The sequence below is a fragment of the Catalinimonas locisalis genome, assembly GCF_038039535.1.
Taxonomy (GTDB): Bacteria; Bacteroidota; Bacteroidia; order Cytophagales; family Cyclobacteriaceae; genus Catalinimonas.
This window is the reverse complement of the sequence record NZ_JBBPHP010000011.1, coordinates 1-21,199: the sequence shown is the minus strand read 5'-3', so window position 1 is coordinate 21,199 and position 21,199 is coordinate 1. Positions and strand designations below refer to the sequence as shown.

Sequence of the window (21,199 nt, the reverse complement as noted above, 5' to 3'; positions counted from 1 at the left end):
AGTTAATCAGTTGGAAAGATAAGTCATAGCAGATTGAGGTACAAATTAATGTTTTTGTAAGCTTCAGAGAGAGGAAATTGATACTTTAGGCATGGAAAACTATTCTCACCTGATGCGCATTACTATTTAACATCTTCAGCGAAGAATTTTGTAAAGTCAGGTCTTTCCTTATGATCTTCCCGTATGTAGATGGTCTCTGCAGCATAGTCAAGCACGATGCAATATCTTTTGAGCAAAGCATTGCCTATTGTCCCATTTCTATCACTGACTTTCCTCAAAACGGCCTTGTAGCTATGATGCTCAGGAAAATAAGTATGGACATCCATGAGTTCCTGCCCTGCTATTTTCAATGCGTCCACATGGGCAACAGTAGCTTTCACTTTCCCACTGTAGCCTTTCCCAATTTCTTCAACAGAGGTTTTTACATAGTCAAATGAAGTATGGTCGTAAATAATCATTTCATTGCTTAATCCGGTATCTATCATAAGCTTGAGCTCATATTGCTTTTCATTAAACTCCAGCACACTTTTCAGGATAGGACGACTACAGGACATCTGCATTTCATGCTCAGAGAAAGATTGATCATCCAGAAAGTTTTGCCCCTCATGTAATCTCAAATGTTGTGTGAGATAATCAATTTCAACAGCAAAACTCTTGAAGAGGCTGGCACCAAGTACGCCATGAATTTTGATTCCATTAATCCTTAAATTCATCAGCGGGTTATCTTTCAATACTACGCCACCTATATGATCTGCATAAGCATCGGCGATTTGCAGGCTCATGGATGAAATTACAGAACCTTTACACGCTGCGCCCATACCTGCTCCCTGAAAATTGATCTCTCTGTTAAGGGGTAAATCCAGGTTTTTGATATACTTACGATTAAGAATAAGCGGTGAGTCTGTGCCTGTGTCCAGGATAAAACTCATCTCTTCTGTTCCATTGACAAGTACCGGGATGATGATAAGGTTATCTTCCAGCCTGAAGCGGACTTCGGTATAGGATTTTTGATTACGTAACTGAAAGATCTTGGAATCAAAGGCTCCATCTACTGTGAGGCTGATCATCATCAAAGCAAAGGATATGCATAGGGCGCGGAAAATAGTTTGGATAGCCGTTATCATCGTACTGAATATTAGAGGATATAAAGAGGGTGCCTGTCAGCATACTTTTGTAGCTGATAAATGATGGCGGGAGAGAAAATTTGACATTAATCTCTCATCCACTCTTGAAGATTATTAAGAGAAAAGGTGGGCTTGATTTACCTTCGTATCACTATTTTAAGCTTAAATAGAGGGGTTCTCTGATTCAAAAACTTTCTTGAAGACAAAATCAAGCTGACTAAGCAGTGCTTAGGAAGAAGTGAGAAAAACCGGATTGTACGATCAGCCTATACTATAACCTGACAAATAAGCCATGTATCTGTGGAAACTTAACAGCAATTTAGATTAATGAGTAAATTTCCATAATACCAGCTCGGAGCTTCTTTCTTTATCAATTTGTTGGAGAAAGCAAAGTCAGAAGCTTGGTGGATTAATAGCAAGTGATAAGTAGGGCAGCTTAAACGTACAGCCAGAAATTCTACTGCAAGTAAGCGTTGGGGGGACATAAACCAAAGAAATCACGATAAACAGCAGCCAGTATTGAGATGACCCGGCTCTTAGAAAAAATGCTAAAAATGTGGAATATCGTTTCCATGGTTATGAAATTTAACAACAGTTAACTGATAAGCATTAACTGCGGCCTAACGGTGATTGACTAAACATTAGGTAGTTGATAAATATTTTAGGATTCTTTAAAAATTTAATAATATATACGGGATATTAAGCTATAATGTTTTAAATATTACAAGTTCTTCTTAGAATCCAAATTAATCAATCGTTTAAATTACAAAACCTATCCATTCCATTGTTTAAACATAGCTTTGTATTTACTTCGCAAAAAATAGTTATAAATAAGGAAAGGTTATATTTCAAAAAAATCTTCTATAAAAATTGAGTGAAGTCACATTTTTGCAAGTTCAATTCCGCACTTGCCAAGCTTTGCTCTGTTTGTATAAAAATAGTTGGCCTTTAGGCTAAGTGTTCACCTACAAAGTATTGCGATTACAGCTTCAATTTAGTTTCTTATGATGTGAAAAAACCTAAGCAAGACTATAGCAGGCTATTCTGGATTCTTCCCCTTCTTTTGTTATTAACCTACAATAACGGTTTTACCCAAACTATTTCTTACGACTATGCCGATAGTTTGTACCAGCAGGGAAGTTATGCCGAGGCAGCAGAAGCCTATCACCAACTGGCTACTTATCAGCAGTCTCTAAAGCAGAATGATAGCTTAGCTTTTTACCAATACTGGGAGGCCAAGTGCTATATTCAGCAGTATGATTATGAGCATGCTAGAAGCATTCTGGAAGGGTTATTATCTTCTTCTACCACCGTCAAGCCTGCATTGCTGAGCAAAATTTACCATGAGGTAGGCTATACCTATATGGGTGAAGGCAATCTGGAGCAGGCCATGGAATACTCCAGGAGAAGCATTGACACTGAACTTGGCAGAACAGAAGTAGATTCTTTTCAACTGGCGAAATATTATGAGCTGAAGGGCTTCATGTCTATGCAGTCGGGAGCCTATGATGAAGCGGAGAAGTGGGTAAAGCATGCCCATCAGCTGAGAAAAAGAGTATTAGACCCGGTAGATAAAGAACTGGGATACAGCGCCAATACGCTTTACATCATCCTCTCTGCCCTGGGCAATCTCCAGGAAGCTGAGGCAGCCATCGCTGAGGCCTGGACCATCCTCCAACATCACCTTCCGGAAGATCATCCGCATATCGCGGTACTGGCCAACAACTACAGTACGCACATGATTGATATGGGCGATCCTCAACAGGCTAAAACCTTTTTACTGAAAGCTATCGTTTCTAACCGAAAAGGAGAAAGGCACCTGCCATTGGCACAAAACTATGTCAACCTGGGGCTTTTGTACCTGAACCTAAACGAAAGCAAAACTGCCGAATCCTACTACCTGCAAGCCTTGGAAATCGCGGACACGCTCATCAGCTATCCCGACTATCAGCGGGCTAATATCAAGGACGCACTGGGAGCTGCATACTACCAGCAGGAACAGTATGCAAAAGCGGATTCTATATTTCTGGCGGCTTTGGCAGAAAAAAGAGACTTATACGAGACTGAGACTGCCGAAATTGCGCAAAGCTTTTTTAATCTTGGCCTCATCGCAGAGGAAAGAGAAGACTGGCAGAAGGCCAAAAGCTATTTTACGCAATCGGAGCAAATACGGGCAGAGACAGTAGGCGCTGATCATCCCAAACGGGCAGATGCGCTCTACGAATTGGGTAGCATTGCCTGGGAGCTTGATCAAAAAGAACAGGGAATAGCTTACTGGAAAAAGGCCTTCAGCATCTATCGTCAGAAATTCGGGCTTACTCACCATCATGCTCAGGAAAACCTGCTTCAGTTGGCCATCGCTTACGAGCAGCTTCAGATGCAGGATAGCTTACAAAACTATCTGCACATGGCCTGGGGAGGCGCTTCCGGCATGAATGAGTCAATCACTGATATTAAGCAGTTGGATACGCTACAAATCCGTGTGTACAGCCCAAAGGTTTTGGATTTAGTTAACTTCCAGTTGGGTCTGTTTTTGGAGGAGGGTAATAAAATCAAGGCAGAAGACCTGCACACCGCCAATAATATTTTCATTGCGGTGCAGCGCTGGCTTCCCACTTTTCAGTCGCTCTACAATGATGCCTCTCTGTATGAGTCCGTATCCGATCAGCTACAGACATTTTACCGGCAGAGTGCGGTCCTGGCTCACCGGGCTTTAGCTTATAGCCATGCAAATCCAGAGGTTTGGGAGAATTTATTGCTCAACTGCATACAGGCCAGCCGGGGTGCTACCATACAGTTGGCTTTCAAAGATCGGCAGGCGATAAGTTTTGCCGGTGTTCCCGATTCTCTGGTGGCCCAAAGCCAGGTTTTAAAAGAGCAGCTTCGCTTTTCTCTGGCGCGCCAGCAGGGCAGTGAAGATGAAGAAAGTGCTTCCGAAATCGCCTTACAGCAACAATCCATTCTCCAGGCCTGGCAGGAACTTCAACAACAACTGAAGCAGGATTACCCTCAGTATTATGAAGCCCGCTATGCCATTCAGTCACCGACAAAAAATGAAATACAGGCTCGTCTGGCTGATCAAAACTATACTGCTCTCGCCTATTTTGATCTGGACTCTGCCCTGCTGGCAGTGCAAATTGAGCCCAAGCAACTGAAAACCAACTGGCTCAATATGCCTGATGGCTGGCAGGACTCATTGCAGCAGTATCAGCAGCTTTATCAGCAGGATGGTCACACTGAGAAGAAATCCGCATTGGGCTACTTTCTCTACCAAAACCTCTGGCAACCCCTGGGTATTCCTACCGCTACTCCTGTCAAAATTCTGGCTGACGGACCACTGCACTATCTGAACTTTGAGACGCTACTGACCCAGCAAGCAGCAGACGGAAGTCCGATGGCAGCCTGGCCCTGGCTCATCAGAGATTACTGTGTATATTACGGTTATAGTTTAGCAGCTTCAGAAGCTGTCAATGTCAGTGTTGGAAAGGGTATTTTAGGCATAGCGCCTGGTTTCTCACAGGATCTCAAAGATAATTACCTGGAAAAACTTCCGCAGCATCAACCGCCTGACTCTACCTTCCTAAGCTGGCTCCGTACGCCCTGGTCATTGGCTTTTGCCAGAAAACTACAGGAAGAAGGCTGGGGTACTTCTCTCACTGAGCAGTCCGCTACCGAAACGCATTTACTTACTCAGGCAAATGAGGCCAGCGTATTGCATTTTGGCACCCACGCCCGACTACAGAATGAGTCTCCGCTTTACAGTTTTCTGGCACTCACTCCCGAGCCTCAGCAAGAACAGGATGGCTATCTGTATGCCTATGAATTGTACAGTAACTCTCTGAATACCCAACTGGCAGTGCTTACCGCCTGTGAAACCGGACTGGGACAGTACCGCCGCGGGGAGGGAGTTTTATCTCTTGCGCATGCATTCCGCTATGCTGGCTGCCCCACTGTGATCTACAGCCTGTGGAGCATAGACGATCAGCAGTCCAACCAGATTGCCGAGGATTTTTACCGGCATCTTAACGACAATATGACATCGGCAGAAGCGCTGAGGGCTGACAAGCTCTCTTATTTAGATAAAGCAGAAGGCAATTTACAATCTCCTTACTACTGGGGAGGACTGGTGCTTACCGGTGATAATACGGAAATCCATTTGAATTCTACCCAGTATGCGGGCTGGAGTATAGGGCTGGGCGTCGGCATTCTCCTCATCATCGCATTGTTTTTTATCAGACATCTGCAGAAGCGCAGAGCAGAGACTAAGGGCTAGTTTCCAAACTGCTTACCCAACCCTAAAGATCGCGTAAAATATTTTTTATTTTTTTGAAAAAATATGATGACCTAAGTGCGGCAGGCGCTATAGATAGGTAAACAAACTATTTAAATCCTTAGCACTATGAAATCTTTTAAAGAACTTTCCACTACCCACAAAATACTCGTCATCGCCAGTGGCATACTCGCCGGAGGTTTTTTTATGTTGGACGATCAGGACGAGGCTTATGCTGAAAATGGAGGCTATGCCTATGCGCCAGGTCAGTATCCTAATGATGGGCAAGCCGTTACTGCTCCTTCTAACCAATTCACCACTAACCCATCTTCTGAGGGCGGCAAGATCGTATTGTATGACAAAGGCTTACAGATGCCTATGGGTACTTATACCATTCCTGAAGACTGGAAACTGAGTCAGGACATCGCTGTGGACCCTAATACCAATGAAACAGCCAGGTATCATGTAGAAATCACAGGGCCAAATGGAGAGCTAATCCGCTCTCTGGGTACTACCAAATTTGGTGCAATGGCAGGCATAAGCTTTGAGAAAGGTTTGCAGAGAGCGCTTTCTGGCTTACAGCTTGAGCAGCTACGTGTAGGCAATCTGGAGCAGGACCCACAGGCACAACAAGTATTAATGAAACTTAAGGTATATCAGCGCCTTGTGAATAATGGAACTCAGATTCAGTGCTTAAAGGCTCCGGTATCCGGTTACCTTAATGGACAAAGCTATGAAGGTTTTGTGCAAATCAACAAGTTAGGGAATGCACAAATGGGGTCTCTTTCAGTAAGTGGTTCCATCGCCCCTTCCGGTAATCTGGCTCTGCTGACAAAAGTCAAGACAATGATTGATGAGAGCTACACCTTAAACCCTGCATATGAGCAGCGCAGAGAGCAAATTCAACAGACAGTGATGCAACGCCAGAATAACTTCCATAATCAGCAAATGGCTAACTCAAGAGCAAATCATCAGCAGAGAATGGCCAATAATCAAGCTGCTTTTGAAGCTCAGCAGAACACCATAAGGGAAATGGGTCAGATACAGGATGCTAACCACAATAGCTTTATGAATGGCTTGAGAAATAGCGGCTCATACAATACGAACGGCTATAGTAGTCATGATGCCTATATTGATCAGATTCATGAGCGCAGCACTTTCAACGATCCCTGGTCTGGGCAGGAGATGCATATGGATGGGCAATACGACTACAACTATACCAACGGCCTGGGCGACTACTACCGCACTGATGACCCTAACTTTGATCACAATTCACTCCAGGGTGACTGGCAGCATATAGAACCCGAGTATCCTTACTAAACATCCTCTTTGTCAATCTTCAATAAGCCTGTGGTTATTGTGCCACGGGCTTTTTTTATCAGCGGTGCTTTTGATAAAAATTCTTCCTGTATGATGACCTTGCCGCTTCGGATTCTATCAATGGGTAAAACTCCTAAACGAAATTATGCTATGAAATTCTTCACTTATTTTCTACTCATTGCGGAAGTCATCCTAGCCATCTGCTTTGGTTTTATGTTTATCGGTTATACCATTGCGCCAGATGACAGCATGCAGAATCCACATGCAGTAAAGCTCAGCAGCGTCGCCTTTATGAAAAAAGATCAGGTGCTCAGTGACACTGTCAAAAAGATAGCTGTCTACGACCGGGGTCTGCAAATGATCCGAGGGTCCTACGTGATACCTCATAACTGGCTGGTGCAGCAAGATATTTCTACTGACCCCTATACCGGCGGTAGGCTTACCAACTACTTTCTAAGTTTTAACGGTCCTCATGGAGAGATGATCCGCAGCCACATGTATATGGGCAACTACAAGCTTGGCAAAGCTTCGGATTTTAAGGACTTTGAAGAGGAACTGCAACCCCTTATCAAGCAAAGTTTACAAGGCCTTATGGACGAAATGCAACTGGAAGAGATAAGGACCGGCAAACTTACGGAAGCCAGTTATCTGCGTACCTATGTCAGGATTGACAGTATGTATCAATATCTGGAAGTCCCTTTCAGCGGAAAGCTGGAAGGAGAAAGCCAGAAGGGTTTGGTCAGGATTATTTATCCTAATCCGGTATACAATTATGTAAATATCGTAACGATAGGCATTATCACTGCACCGGAGGATGAACTGGCTGAAACCCTTAAAAAAGAGGAGCAAATTGCATTCAGCTATCAGGCTAACCCCGCCTTTGAGGAATACTGCCTTCACCTTTATAAAATATACCAAAGGACGATGGATAGATACATACCGGAGAGAAATGGCTGGCACAGTAATGACTGGCACAGTAATGACTGGCACAGTAATGACTGGCACCCTGACTCCAGCTATCATACAGATTATAGTGACTGGGAGTATATACAAAGCGATACATATTAAACCATCACCTTTTTTTTTCACCCCAAGCCACTGTACAAAACAGTGGTTTTTTTATAAAAAAAGCCTCTGCATCTGATGACCAGCCGCAAAGCTCTTCTATTAATGAGTAAACATGCTAAACCTCCTAAACACTAACGTCATGAAACGCCAGCACATACTCATCCTCATCATGATCGCGATTTTGAAGGCCCTACTGGCTTTCACCAATCATACGTCAGAAGCGAACACTAAGGTAGATGGAAGAAACAGCAGTCTGCATTCTTCTCTCTACGCCGCTGACCCCAACAGGTTCAGAGTTTCTGCGGATACCCTATCTCTCCAGGAAATTCGGAAATAATACCGCAACTGATTTACTAATAAATAAACCTCTACCAGAACGATGAAAAGTACCAAGCCCTTCAAAAGAATCAGCTCTCTGCTTCTCCTGTTATTTGTCTTAATTACAAGCGAGGCACAGGCCCAGATCAGAGTACAGGAAAACACAATGTGGTGCTGGGCTGCCTGTGTACAAAGTGTACTCGCCCAGGCACAGGTCAATCAAACGCAAACTGAGATTGTGAGCCGCCTGACCGGCACACCTCAGAACCGTCCGGCACATGTCAAAGAGGTGGTGCAGTTGCTACAGTCTTACCAGTTCAGAGCCTGGGAAGTGGGTTATCCGGCTTCGCCCGAGCAGTTGTATTCTACTTTAGCCAATGGATGGAAACTCATCGCCCTGGTCAATCCCAGTAACAATCCTAATGTAGGTCATTTTATCATTCTACAAGGGCTTACACCAGAAGGAATGATACGGGTAAGCGATCCCGCCAACGGTCAAACATATGCTCAGGCACCACAGCAACTTTATAACGATTGGCGGTGGAATTATTCGGTAGTAGTGGGCACGCCCATTAACAACATGATGACCTATAATTAAACCGTGTCTTTGTGGGGCAAAAATCAAAGCATGATTTTTTTTTAAATTTTTTAATAATTATTGATGACCTCCCGATACCTGCCTCTATAGATAGATAAACAAACTTCAAAACTAAATTTACCTTACTATGAAATCCTTCAACGAACTTTCTCGCACCAAAAAAATAATCTTTATTGCTGGCAGTCTGCTTGCCGGTTCATTTTTCCTCTTTGATGAGCAGGACAAAGGATACGAAGCAGGCCATGTAGAAGCAGGTGGCTTCAGCAGCGATAGCGGACAATATCAGGAATACCCTCATCAGGAAGCCACGGGTGACACTCAGGCAAGTTTCACTGCTTCTGCCAATGATGATAGAAAAGTAGTGATTTATGACAAAGGTTTACAAATGCCTATCTCCACCATTGCTTTACCCGAAGGCTGGAAAGTAGAGCAGGATATTGCCTTTGATCCTAATACCGCTCGTCCAGTTAACTTCAAACTTGATATTATTGGTCCACGAGGAGAACTGAACCGGGCTTATGCCAATATTTTTGAGTACGGCTGGAGAAATAGAAAAAACTTTGAACAAGCCTATCAGGAGGCGCTTGGATTGGTGCTTAACAACACCCTAAATCAAGTCTCAGTAGCTAACTTAGTGCCTAGCCAGGAAGGAGAGCAAAATAAAGACTTTAGGAAAATGGCTCAGAAACTAAGTGCCCAGGGCATGCAGGTAAGCGCACTGGAAGTAGCCGTAAGCGGACAGAGAAACGGACAGGCATATCAAGGTAAAATAGCTTTTGCTAAGTTCATACAACCCACCGCTATGGGCGAAGTGGGAATGTTGCAGCCTATGGCCCTTATGCTTGCTCCGGCAAATCATTACGAACAATCTGAGGCCATTATCAAGAGAATAGGTGAGAACACAGTGAAAAATCCTGCTCATGAGCAGCGTATGGACCAGATTAACCAAAGAGTAATGCAGGAGATAGCGATAGCCAACCAACAGCGCAGTGCTAATGCCGCGGCAGCACACCGCCAAAGAATGGCTAACAACCAGGCTGCTTTTGACGCCAGCCAAAGAAATATTAGTGAAATGAACCAGCTAAGAGATGCTAACCATAACAGCTTTATGAATGATCTGAGAAACAGTGGTTCTTATAATACTAACTCTAACGGATATAGTAGTCATGATGCCTACATTGATCAGATTCATGAGCGCAGTACTTTCAACGACCCATGGTCTGGTCAGGAGATGCACATGGATGGGCAGTACGACTACAACTATACCAACGGCCTGGGTGACTACTACCGCACTGATGACCCTAACTTTGATCATAATTCACTCCAGGGTGACTGGCAGCAGATAGAACCCGAATACCCTTACTAACATCCTCTTTGTCAATCTTCACTAAGCCTGTGGTTATTGTACCACGGGCTTTTTCCATTTATAGCGATGCTGATTTCGCACCGTCTAAATGATTATCATATAAACTTTCATTAAGCTAAAAAGCGAGTCTAAAAAAATCTCACCTACATGATGACCTTTCTCTTACTAGCTCTATTCATTGATAGAAACAATCATTGAAAACATTTAGGATTATGAAAACTTCAGACAAAATGCTTAAAGATTATCTTTCCGGATTTAAATCCAAGAAGGTCATTCTCTGGATAGTTGTAGTGGGCGTTGTTATCACTTATGGTACAGACGATTCTGCTCCATCAGCACCACAGCAAGCGCCTTATGCTACCCAGCAACCTTACGCTCCTGCCGCACCTCAGTCTCCTCAAAACGGACAATATACGCAGGGGCAACAGATGAACAGAAGTAACCCATCTGCTCAACCTATGCGGCAAGTACCACAGAATCAAACCTTTACTCAGAATCCTGCTGATGTACAGCTGAATTATACCAATGGAGGGTATCCTACCGGCAATGCCCAAAACAGCAATGCTTATCCGGGAATGAGTGCCCAAAAACCGGCTTATTAGTCTTAAATCAATATTTATGCTTATATTCTGCAGTTTGTTTTCTCATCTTAACCCTATGTACTGATGAGTAACCCTCTGTAAATATGACACCAAAACTGACTGCCTCCGAATATGACGACCATGCCCTGTATCAAGGATTACTTAAAAATGACCAAAGTGCTTTTGAATATCTGTACACCCGGAATTTTCCGGCAGTGCGCCAACTGGTATTTCAGTACAAAGGCAATGAAGATGATGCCAAAGACATCTTTCAGGAAGGGATCATCGCACTTTGGAACAACATACGCTCCGGCAGCTATCAGCTTCGTGAAGGCGTAAAGCTAAGCACTTATCTGATACAGATTTGTAAGCTCCGATGGATGGACAAAATGAAGAAAGCAAGCTCACGTTACGAAGTAAAGCAGGAAGTATACATGGAACCTGCGGAAGAGGCTGAAGTTATGACAGAATGGATTGACAAAGAAGAGCAAAGCCAGTTTCAACAGCAGTTTGCCCAGTTGGGAGAGCGTTGCCAAAGCTTACTGAAGCGCTTCTACTTCCTGAAGCAAAGCCTGCAGGAAATCGCCCAGGCGATGACTATAGGTGAAGCTTCTGCCAAAAATGAAAAATACCGTTGCATGCAACGGCTCAAAAAAATAGTACTAACCCAGTCTTGACATAAGCATCATGGACGAAAAACTTTTTGAAAAAATGGAAGATTACATTCACGGAAGGCTCTCAACTTCTGAAAAGGAAAGTTTTGAGGCTGAGATTGAAAAAGATGAAGCGCTTAGGGAAGAAGTATCACTTCATAGAAAACTTATTTCTTCTATAGAAACTGAGTCATTGCGCCAAATGCTGGATCAGATTCATGAAAAGCATTTTGAAGAAGAAACGCCCGTAGTCTCTATGCAGTCAAGACGCGCTTACTTCACCTGGGCTGTGGCAGCTTCACTGGCACTCTTTGTCCTGGCCGGATGGTGGTTTTTTAGTTTACAATCTTCTCAGCCAGCTTCGCTTTATGCTTCTTATTTTGCTCCGGCCACCGGCCTACCCACTACGCTCGGCTACTCCAACAATACAGACTTTGCTGAAGGCATGGTATCTTATAAGCTGGGAGAATTTGCAGAGGCAAGAAGCTTCTGGCAGCCACTGCTGGAAGCTGCCCCCAATAACGATACGCTCAACTATTATGTAGGCATCTCTTACCTGGCTGAAGAAAAACCTGAGCAGGCCATCGGACACCTGGAAAAGGTAGCGCAAACTGAAAGCTCCGTATTTTCTAACGATGCCCATTGGTATCAGGCGCTGGCATATCTGTTGAACGAACAGGAAGAAGAAGCCAAGGCTATCCTCAATGAACTGTCAGCCGAAGGCAGTGCCTACCGTAAGCAAAGCCTTGAGATAATGGAAGAGTTAAAATAAGAGACCTGATATCTAATTTATGTAGCCGTGGAAAATCTGTGAACCTTTTTAGCGCCGGACCATTCAAGCACGATTTAAATGCTCCTGCCAAACAAAGCGTAATAAACCACAAACTAAGCCTGAAATCATGGTTAATATTTATGTTTTCAACAATTTTTTGAGTTAATAAATATCAAAAATAATACTTTTAAAAGTCAAAAAAGCATCATAACTGATAATTAATAGAAAAACTATAGTGTTTTTTTACATCTTCCAAACTCATATTAAAACTGTGTTGTTGGCTTTTCAGTAAATAATGTGAATTGTTCATTGAAATATCCCGCGCATGTTCCAACACTTATCAGTTTTACTGTTTATAGTTTTTTCTACCATCAGTTTTGGTCAAAAGGATGCGAGTATTAACCGTCATAAGCATGATGTAGAAAAAGAGCAATTTTTACCGACAAAAATTAAGGACAGTGAAAAACAAATCTTAAAAAACAAAAAAGTACCTTCTATCATCCAAGAGGAGGTTGCCGAAGTGCTGTCCTACTTTCCAGAATTGGCTGAAATACAAATAGATTTTGTGTTCAAAGACAGAATCAACAAATCCTTCATGCAGGCTCAGCCTAAATGGTATGGCTTCTTCCAGTCTAAAAATAAAAGAGATTACGTCATCAAAATTTCTCGCAATTTTCAGATGGAAGATTATATGCTTCCGATAGAAGAACTGCCTAAAGATATAATCATCGGCTGGCTGGCGCATGAACTCGGCCATATCATGGATTATCAGGATAAAAGTGCTTTTGCACTGATAAAATTTGGCTTATCCTATATCACTTCACATGAGTATATGATAGAAGCTGAAAGAACTGCTGATGTAAAAGCCATTCATTGTAATCTGGGCGATTATCTGGTTATCAAGAAAAATTTTATTCAAAATCATTCCGATATTCCTTTGAATTATAAGGATAGAATCAAGCAATTTTATATGTCAGCAGAAGAAGCTATAGAGCTGATGGATAATTTGTCAGGTGAAATGCTAACATCGGATTGAGAGGGATATGCATAAGCAGGAAAGCTGCCAGCCAACCATCTCTAGAAAGCCTGTGATGAAGAGTCCGCCAAAACAGGCATACCTAGGGTTTGGCGGCAAAACAAGATAATTTCCTGCTGGGCACTCCTCCAGTTCTTGGATTTGATGCTACTGCCAATAAAATGCGTACCCGGTTCACCGAGTGCAATGAGCCTAAGCAGTGAATCAGGAGTAGAAAGTGCCTGATAAACTTCCGGATAGCGGTCTACTTCTACATGTTCATCTTCCAACAAAAAGTTTTTGTAGTAGTACAACGTAAGCATCGGACAATCAATCTTATTGAATGTCTTTGCATGCATGGTTGATGACACCAATACCTGAAGGTTGAGCAAAGCTTCGGCCGGATAGATGGTGTCCCAATATTGAGTGGCGATTTCTTTTTCATGCCGAACTTTACGATGTTCTCCCAGAGCTGCTAAATGGGCAATTTCATACCCCCAGGGAGAATTTAACAAAAATGCGCCGAAGGCATCATCCCGAATATTAGGAGAAATATTGATCAGCGCAAATACTGAATCGGGATAGGTAGCGGCCAGCTTTAGGGCCAGTGTCCCTCCGGTAGAAGTGCTCATGACAATTACTTTTCTTCCGATACGACGCCCTATCGCCAGTGCCTCTTTGGCCGACTTCCAGGCAGCTTCTGCTGAAAAATTTTTTAAAGCAACCGATGGTTTTAAGCCATGACCAACCCAGCGGGAAAGGTAAATATTAGCATTAAAAGTATCGGCAACGCTTACGTTAAGCGGATAACCGTCACGATAGCTACCCGCGAAACCATGAAGGTAGACAAAGCTATATTCGGTAAGCTGAGGGGTATTGTTATGCCAAAGAATTCTGGCCTGATTATTTTTTCGTACCGCATGCTTGGCTTCAGTGCTTTTGATATACTTTTCTAATTTGGTCAAAGAGTAAGGTAATTCCGGCCATACTTCTGAATACGTAGGGTTGGGAGGTATAGGCCCGACAAGATAGGCTATCAGTAAGGCTAAAATTATGAGTGAAGGAATCCAGATTCTTTTTTTCATAGAAATAGCATAGATACGATTACTAAACTCCTTATAAGGCGCAGAGTTTGCACAAGCCCTGGAAGAAGGAGTTTAGAAAGACTTCCTTATTAAATATTCTATTGAAAGTAGACCTCATTTTTTTGAGAAAAAGTTACTTTTCTATGATTAAAAAAGACAATTCTTTAACTCTGGAGTGATTCCTAAGCTTGTAAAGTTCACGGGAAACCTAGCCATGCACTGCTCAAAGACTTTAGTGAATAAATATCACCAATTGTTTTTTACACATGATGACCTTTCTCAACTGAGCGCTATAGAAAGAATGTAACATAAACATTCTCCAACATAGAAACGCTGATATTATGAAAGACTCATCTAAACTCCTTATTGCCTTAGTGATTTTTCTACTTGGATTAGTAGGCTGTCAGGAAAAAGAATCTCAACTTAAAAATGCTAGTTATCATGCTGCTGATGCACCGGCTGAACTCATTCATACTGCCTTCTAACCTACTTGTAACTGGTGAATCTGAGCAGTGAAGACCACCTATACAGGAAGAATTTACAGAGGGTAAAAGCGAGGTTTTCTGCATTATAAAGTACTAGGATATCAGTTTTCTGCAGGTTGATATTCAGTGAAGGAAGCTGAATGCTTAATGTCAGAGTAAAACCCCGATCTCATTTTGGGGCTCTCCTTTACCGTTCACTTCAAAACAGACTAACCTAACAACAGCTCTGAATTTCCGCGCTTCAGATTAAAACATACTATCACATCATTTCCCTGCTGATAGTAGCTGCCCTGCTTCAGTGCTTTCCCAGACTTCACCTGCTCAAGCGGTTGTTGCAGTCCCTCATTTACCAGGTGTAGTTTTCGTGCTTTAGCTGCATTTATTTGTAAGGTAAAATTCTCGGTTGCAAAGGGGGCGTACAGGCTCACTTTTTTACCATCATGGTTAATTTCAGTCAACTCTTTGGCGGCCCAGTACCTCGCAATCTCACTGTTCTTCATCCAGTTTAGTGTACCGTATTTCTGTTCTAGGCGATTTACCACTTCCTTGAAAATGTTAAAGCCTAATTTCTCACCATTGTAGTAAATACCCGGCCAGTGGCAGACCATAATGGCCGGTTCCCCGCTATCCATGACTTCCACCATGCGACCACTGCTCAAATCCTCAGTGATAAATTTATCCACCGAACCGGGTGTCAGGCCATCCCAGCCTCCAAACCAATCACCGGTACAGCCAATTACCGATACCACACATTTAGGGTCATTAGTACGCAGATCTGCCGGATACTTTACCTGAGGCGCTACGCTTTCGGTAGGCTCAGTATACAAATCCCTGAAATAATGCGACACATCTACATTTCCGTAAATCTCTCTAACGGCAGCTAAGGTGCCCTGGGCCAGATTTTCTTTGTTTTCACTTCCAAAGCCACCGGGGGTGGTCACACCTTCACAATCTAGCTCAGCATTTTTCAACACCTTAAGTGCATAAGCCAGATACTCTCCCAGTTCATCAGCACTTTTGTCCTGGCTCCAGCCCCAGTTTTCCATATACTGTTCATCCGCATAAGGAAATGGACGTCCGGTTTTAATGTCTATCACCCGGGTATGGCTGATCATTTCGGGATGGATATCCCAGTCAGGCTGCAAAGTATCCCGTACCAGTTTCAGGCTGTCCTGAAGCTCCTGCTTTGACCAACCGGGAATAAAGCGATCTACCCAACCCGTACAGGCAGGATAGGGCACTATGCTGTACTTACCTTTCACCCCATGCTGTTGACAGTAATCTCTGAATTCACGTACAAAATCATCGGGAATCTCCTGGGGCAACTTCTTCCAATCCTGCTGATATTGATCAGGGAATACTTCCTTAAACTGAGGAATACCATAGTAAGCCATATTCACCAGAGGAGTAGAATCGTCAATGATGAAGCTGACCGGCACCTGATCTTTAGGGTTCAGTACTTTTACCTTGTCAGCAAAAAACTGTGGAGCAAAGATACTACGGTCTGCTCCTACTACGATACCTGCTCCGGCAAGAGCAGTATGTTTGACAAAATGCCTGCGGCCAGAATGATTAGGGTTTTGATTCATTGGATATGCAATGCTTAGGTCGGTTGATTAAAAAGTTTTAAAATCATTATTGAGAAAAAGTATTCATTTCACCCACTAAAAACAAGCGTTTTGCTGCTGAAGTGGATAACTAAAACTATGTCACTACAAGATGTAGTAGCTCACTGCGCTGTCCTTGTTTCGCGCACGTTAAAGAAACAGCAGAAAAAAAAGAGGTAAATCTGAGTGGAGCCTAGAGATAAAGCTTATGATAGGTATGCTTAAATAGCGGCCAATTCAATAACTATAGGGAGTTTTATCCATATAGTTATATTTTATACATCAATAATTAAAGTATTTGAACAAAACGTTTTTTTTTGTTTTATATAAGTGTCACATTGATAAATAAACTCTATGAAACATGATTACCCGAAAATCGTCAGCACTTTTCTTGTTTGCATCACTTTTTGTTTTTCTCGGACTTAACCAATGCAATGATCGTCTGGCTGATGAAATTACTTATGACCTGCCGGAGATCAAGGAAAGAGGTACACTAATTGCCCTTACTACCTATAGCCCCACCAGTTATTTCTTGTATCGTGGCAAGACCATGGGTTTTGAATATGAACTTATGGAGCGCCTGGCAGAGTCTTTAGACCTGGACCTGGAAATTAAAGTAGCCGAAGATATTGACGAACTCACTAACATGCTCCGCAGAGGAGAAGGGGACATCATTGCCCATAACCTTACTATCACGCCTGCTCGTCAGGAGCAAATGACTTTCACAGTGCCTTTACGTCAAGTAGAACAGAGGCTTGTGCAGCAAATGCCTGAAGGCTGGAAAGATATGGAGGAGGAAGAAGTAGAAGCAGTGCTGCTCAGAGATACCGCCCAGCTGGCAGGAAAAAAAATATACGTCAGGAAAAACTCCTCTTACTATGAAAGGTTGAAAGAACTTTCCAAAAATATTGAAGGTCGGGTAAAAATAAGAAAAGCAAGCGGAACCAAAGAAACGGGTACACTGATCGCTGAAGTTGCCGAAGGGCTGATTGATTACACTATAGCAGACAATAATATTGCTGAAATCACGCAAACACTGCATGAAAATGTAGATGTCAGCCTGCCTGTATCGGCCGAGCAGGACATTGCCTGGGCAGTCCGTACCTCTTCTCCTGAACTGCTGGAAGCAGTTAACCAATGGCTCAATAAAATCAAGCGTACTGCAACATTTAACGTCATATACAATCGTTATTTTAAGAACAAGCGTAAGTTCAGAGAACGTCATGAGTACGAATATTCTTCACTAGCCAGAACCGGCAAAATCTCAGAGTTTGATAGCCTGCTACAACAATACGCCGATAGTCTGGGCTGGGACTGGCGACTACTGGCTTCCCAGGCATTCCAGGAATCTCGCTTTCAGATCAGAGCAAGGTCGTGGGCAGGAGCTCGGGGACTGATGCAGGTAATGCCCCGTACCGCCCAATCTTTTGGTATTACCAACCTCAATGACCCTGAACAAAATCTCCAGGCAGGAATTGCTTATCTGAATCATCTGAATGAATTCTGGAGTCACATACCCGATGAATCTCAGAAAGTAAAATTTATGCTGGCCTCATATAATGCAGGACCCTATCATGTAGAAGATGCACAAAGACTGGCAGCCAAGTTGGGCAAAGACTCATTGGTCTGGGACAATAATGTGGAAGATTGCATACTGCTTAAGGCACAGAAACAATATTATCGGGATGCAGTCGTCAAATACGGTTACTGCCGCGGTTTGGAGCCATACAAATATGTGAAAGAGATCACCAGCCGCTACAACCGTTATGTTGATCTTATTGCTGAACTGAAAGAAGATGAGGCCGTATAGGTCTTTTCTTTTTTCCCATCAATCCATTCCCCGCAATGGTGAAAAGAATTGCTATGTGTTACCAAATTACCAGCAATTGTAACATCATTACCAGCTTCTTCTAGGGCATTTGAGTAGCTTTAATGTAAAAGAGTGAGACTTCAAATGTCAGATAATAAAAGCTTAACGGTCATGAGCAAAGTAGTTTTTATCATTTTCAGAAAGGCTGGGTTCCGCCATGAGGATTGCATAGCAGAATTAAGAAGCGAGCGCCATGTTTCTATTGTCAGTAAAGTGAAAGGCTTGGTTAAGGAGGTACTCAACGATGTAAAGCCTAACGGCAACCCAAATGCTCCCGATGCGATAGGTGAACTGTGGTTTGACAATGACGAAGTCATGGCGTTGGCAATGAATTCGCCTGAAATGGCAGCCGCCAATGAAGATGCTAGTACTTTCCTTGATATGGACAAAACCTATGCAGTGATGGTAGATGAGTATGATAATGTCAATTGAGTTTGCATAGATAAATTATAATAAAAAGCCTTGAGAGAACAAATCATGGCCTTGGAGAGCGTTTAAGTCTACGTTTAATTTAATAGCATGATGTTTCTGCCCTTATGGATTTTAATAAAAAAAATCATTACCTTCTAGATACTATTACTTGATGATTATATAGCAAAGGAATCTGATTATTAAATATTATGTCCTTTCAGCCCCTGTATTGATGCAAATAATATATGGTTTCAGTAAGATTCTAATTCACTTCTATTAAACCTGAAAAAAATACATGCTTTTGTATCAATCATGAGTTTGATATGTATCTAACCTCCAAACCTATGAAACGAATACTACTCACAATCGCTACTCTTTTTGCTTGCCTTTGTTTTTTGGTTGTGAAAAGTTATGCCCAGGAAGAAGCGTTTCATTTTGAATATCTTACTGATCAACAGGGCCTCTCACAAAATACTGTATGGTGTATTGAGCAGGATAGTGAAGGCTTTATGTGGTTTGGTACCTCAGATGGGCTAAATAAATATGATGGTTATAACTTTACTGTTTTCCGGCCAGACCCTGATGATCCTGAGCATACTTTGCATCATAGTTATATTACCGATATATATGAAGATACATCAGAACGATTGTGGGTGACTACATACGGCGGAGGTTTCCATCAGGTGGATAAATTCACTGGTCAAGTAACACACTATGATATAGAACCTGTAGGCACCAACCTATGGAATTACTTTTGGGCAATCCATGAAAGCCAGGATGGTATTCTCTGGTTAAGTGCGGTAGGAGGAATTGTACGCTTTGATCCTTCAACAGGACAGTTTACCCCCTATGTTCCCCCTGGCAAAATGCTGTGGTTTACTAATATTGCTGAAGATAACTCTCAAAGGTTATGGACAAGCTGCGAAAACGGCGTGTATCAATTGGACAAGGAAACAGGAAAATTCACTGCCATGGTTTTAGATGCTTCCTTGGAACGCCAACCAGGTGGTCATTCCGTATATGTGGATGAAGAGGGCATACTCTGGGCAGGCACATTCCAAGAAGGATTGTTTCGTATGGATACCAATAAAAAACCGTTTCATTTTTCACGATACAACGCTGACGGCCAAATCAAAAAGCAACACCCCTATATTTATGACATTGAGCAGGGTTATTTATGGTTTTGTGGCGCGCGCGGCCTCTATCGTATTGACAAACAAACTGATCAGGTATTAACTATAGAGGCCAATCCGGAAGAACCAGGTAGCCTCAGCCATAATCACACGAATGTGGTGTATAAAGATCGGTCAGGCACATTTTGGGTTGGTACCGTAAATGGTATTAACAAAGTGGCCGCACATCCCAAGCGATTTCAAAATCATCAAATTACCCCAACTTCGCTATCTGTTATACTTGATAAAAATACGATAGGTTCTTTGGTAGAAGATCATAATGGAAATATTTGGCTGGGGACGGGCGGGGATTCCTTTTATTTAAATTCCAATGAAGGATTATACCAGTTTAATCCAAAAACTAAAAGTATTATACATTACCCGGCAGACCCTACCGATCCTGGAAGTTTAGCAACTGATCTGGTTTGGTCATTACATCTGGATAAGAAAAACAGGCTTTGGGTAGGCACAATAGAGGCCTTATATATGAGAGAGAGCAGCTCAGGTAAATTTATTCGTTATCCTACTGATATACCCGTAGAGCAAATCGTTGAAGATCCAAGTGGGAAAATATGGATTGGAAAAGGTAATTGCTTTGTAAACCCATTTACTACGGGTATAGCTTCTTTTGATCCAAACACAAAAAATTTTACTTATTATGACTATGACCCCAGAATGGCTAATGGCTTAATATACTTATCAGTATATGACATACTTGCAAGCCGTAATGGAGATATATGGATGGCCTTTTCAGGAGGGCTGGCTCGTTTGGATCAGCAAACCAATACCTTTACTACTTACCTACCCAACCCTGCTCTCCATGACAACATCGAGGATACAATCAATGCAACCACATATCAGAAAGGACACAATCGCTTTGAACCTGGTACACATGACGCTATGTCAAACGTTGTTCTGCCTTCATCCTCACAAGAATTCTTAAATGATAAAGTTGTCCATGCACTTTACGAAGATGCGGAAGGTATCATATGGGCAGGTACTAATCAGGGAGGCCTCAACCGTTTAGACCCTAAAACCAATGTGTTTACAAACTTTACAACGAAAGATGGACTACCCAGTAACCATATCGTAAGTATCATTGGTGATAAAAATGGATATTTATGGCTTGGCACTATCAATGGTCTCAGCCGATTTAATCCTAAAACAAAAGCATTTCACAACTTTGATGTAAATGACGGATTGCCTGCCAATGAATTCAGAGTTGGGAGTGTATATGCAAGTGAAGGTAAGCTGATGTTTGGTAGTGTCAATGGCTTCGTGATTTTTGATCCGGATAGCATTCAGGATAATACCACTATGCCACCCGTCTACATCACCGGCTTTCAGGTGATGGATGAAGAAAGAGCCGTACCTTCCGGACCTATTGAACTTGCTCATGATGAAAACTTCCTCTCTTTTGACTTTGTCGCGCTCAATTATGATGCTCCTGAGAAGAATCAATACGCCTATATGCTGGAAGGCGT

Annotated in this window: 17 protein-coding genes; 14 read left to right on the top strand and 3 right to left on the bottom strand. The window is 42.6% G+C overall.

Annotated elements, in window-relative coordinates:
- Nucleotides 1-122 precede the first annotated feature (122 nt).
- Nucleotides 123-1,124, bottom strand: coding sequence for an aspartyl protease family protein (locus tag WJR50_RS15585; protein ID WP_341294232.1), 1,002 nt, complete (start codon nucleotides 1,122-1,124; stop codon nucleotides 123-125).
- Nucleotides 1,125-2,133: 1,009 nt separating this feature from the next.
- On the opposite strand from WJR50_RS15585, the gene WJR50_RS15580 reads away from it, so the two are divergent.
- From WJR50_RS15580 to WJR50_RS15535, 10 genes are all read left to right on the top strand, one after another.
- Nucleotides 2,134-5,397, top strand: a complete 3,264-nt coding sequence (locus WJR50_RS15580; RefSeq protein ID WP_341294231.1) for a CHAT domain-containing protein — start codon at nucleotides 2,134-2,136, stop codon at nucleotides 5,395-5,397.
- Between the two features lie 126 nt (nucleotides 5,398-5,523).
- On the top strand, nucleotides 5,524-6,714 hold the full coding sequence (locus WJR50_RS15575) for a hypothetical protein (RefSeq protein ID WP_341294230.1): 1,191 nt from the start codon (nucleotides 5,524-5,526) through the stop codon (nucleotides 6,712-6,714).
- A 150-nt stretch (nucleotides 6,715-6,864) separates the two neighbouring features.
- Complete coding sequence (locus tag WJR50_RS15570; RefSeq protein WP_341294229.1) at nucleotides 6,865-7,782, top strand: hypothetical protein; 918 nt, start codon at nucleotides 6,865-6,867, stop codon at nucleotides 7,780-7,782.
- 139 nt (nucleotides 7,783-7,921) lie between these two features.
- Nucleotides 7,922-8,119: a hypothetical protein gene (locus tag WJR50_RS15565; protein WP_341294228.1), complete on the top strand. Its 198-nt coding sequence runs from the start codon at nucleotides 7,922-7,924 to the stop codon at nucleotides 8,117-8,119.
- 42 nt (nucleotides 8,120-8,161) lie between these two features.
- The gene (locus tag WJR50_RS15560) at nucleotides 8,162-8,698 is read left to right on the top strand and encodes a C39 family peptidase (protein WP_341294227.1); all 537 of its coding nucleotides are present in this window, start codon (nucleotides 8,162-8,164) and stop codon (nucleotides 8,696-8,698) included.
- A 127-nt stretch (nucleotides 8,699-8,825) separates the two neighbouring features.
- Complete coding sequence (locus tag WJR50_RS15555) at nucleotides 8,826-10,064, top strand: hypothetical protein (protein ID WP_341294226.1); 1,239 nt, start codon at nucleotides 8,826-8,828, stop codon at nucleotides 10,062-10,064.
- A 212-nt stretch (nucleotides 10,065-10,276) separates the two neighbouring features.
- On the top strand, nucleotides 10,277-10,666 hold the full coding sequence (locus WJR50_RS15550) for a hypothetical protein (RefSeq protein ID WP_341294225.1): 390 nt from the start codon (nucleotides 10,277-10,279) through the stop codon (nucleotides 10,664-10,666).
- A gap of 83 nt (nucleotides 10,667-10,749) precedes the next feature.
- Nucleotides 10,750-11,322 carry an RNA polymerase sigma factor gene (locus WJR50_RS15545; RefSeq protein ID WP_341294224.1) on the top strand — a complete coding sequence of 191 codons (573 nt, stop codon included), beginning with the start codon at nucleotides 10,750-10,752 and terminating at the stop codon, nucleotides 11,320-11,322.
- A gap of 10 nt (nucleotides 11,323-11,332) precedes the next feature.
- Nucleotides 11,333-12,070: a tetratricopeptide repeat protein gene (locus WJR50_RS15540; protein WP_341294223.1), complete on the top strand. Its 738-nt coding sequence runs from the start codon at nucleotides 11,333-11,335 to the stop codon at nucleotides 12,068-12,070.
- Between the two features lie 325 nt (nucleotides 12,071-12,395).
- Complete coding sequence (locus WJR50_RS15535; RefSeq protein ID WP_341294222.1) at nucleotides 12,396-13,106, top strand: hypothetical protein; 711 nt, start codon at nucleotides 12,396-12,398, stop codon at nucleotides 13,104-13,106.
- Between the two features lie 41 nt (nucleotides 13,107-13,147).
- On the opposite strand, the gene WJR50_RS15530 is transcribed toward WJR50_RS15535, so the two are convergent.
- Complete coding sequence (locus WJR50_RS15530) at nucleotides 13,148-14,170, bottom strand: alpha/beta hydrolase (protein WP_341294221.1); 1,023 nt, start codon at nucleotides 14,168-14,170, stop codon at nucleotides 13,148-13,150.
- Between the two features lie 341 nt (nucleotides 14,171-14,511).
- On the opposite strand from WJR50_RS15530, the gene WJR50_RS15525 reads away from it, so the two are divergent.
- Nucleotides 14,512-14,655 (top strand): hypothetical protein, encoded by a 144-nt coding sequence (locus WJR50_RS15525; RefSeq protein ID WP_341294220.1) that lies wholly within the window; start codon nucleotides 14,512-14,514, stop codon nucleotides 14,653-14,655.
- Between the two features lie 209 nt (nucleotides 14,656-14,864).
- Here WJR50_RS15525 and WJR50_RS15520 read toward each other — a convergent pair whose 3' ends face one another.
- A complete protein-coding gene (locus WJR50_RS15520) occupies nucleotides 14,865-16,244 on the bottom strand; it encodes a hypothetical protein (RefSeq protein ID WP_341294219.1) in 1,380 nt (459 codons plus the stop codon).
- Between the two features lie 379 nt (nucleotides 16,245-16,623).
- Between WJR50_RS15520 and WJR50_RS15515 the strand changes: the two genes are divergently transcribed.
- From WJR50_RS15515 to WJR50_RS15505, 3 genes are all read left to right on the top strand, one after another.
- Nucleotides 16,624-18,072: an MltF family protein gene (locus WJR50_RS15515; protein ID WP_341294218.1), complete on the top strand. Its 1,449-nt coding sequence runs from the start codon at nucleotides 16,624-16,626 to the stop codon at nucleotides 18,070-18,072.
- Nucleotides 18,073-18,243: 171 nt separating this feature from the next.
- Nucleotides 18,244-18,564: an EthD family reductase gene (locus tag WJR50_RS15510; RefSeq protein ID WP_341294217.1), complete on the top strand. Its 321-nt coding sequence runs from the start codon at nucleotides 18,244-18,246 to the stop codon at nucleotides 18,562-18,564.
- 323 nt (nucleotides 18,565-18,887) lie between these two features.
- On the top strand, nucleotides 18,888-21,199 hold a 2,312-nt coding region (locus tag WJR50_RS15505), incomplete at its 3' end, for a ligand-binding sensor domain-containing protein (RefSeq protein ID WP_341294216.1).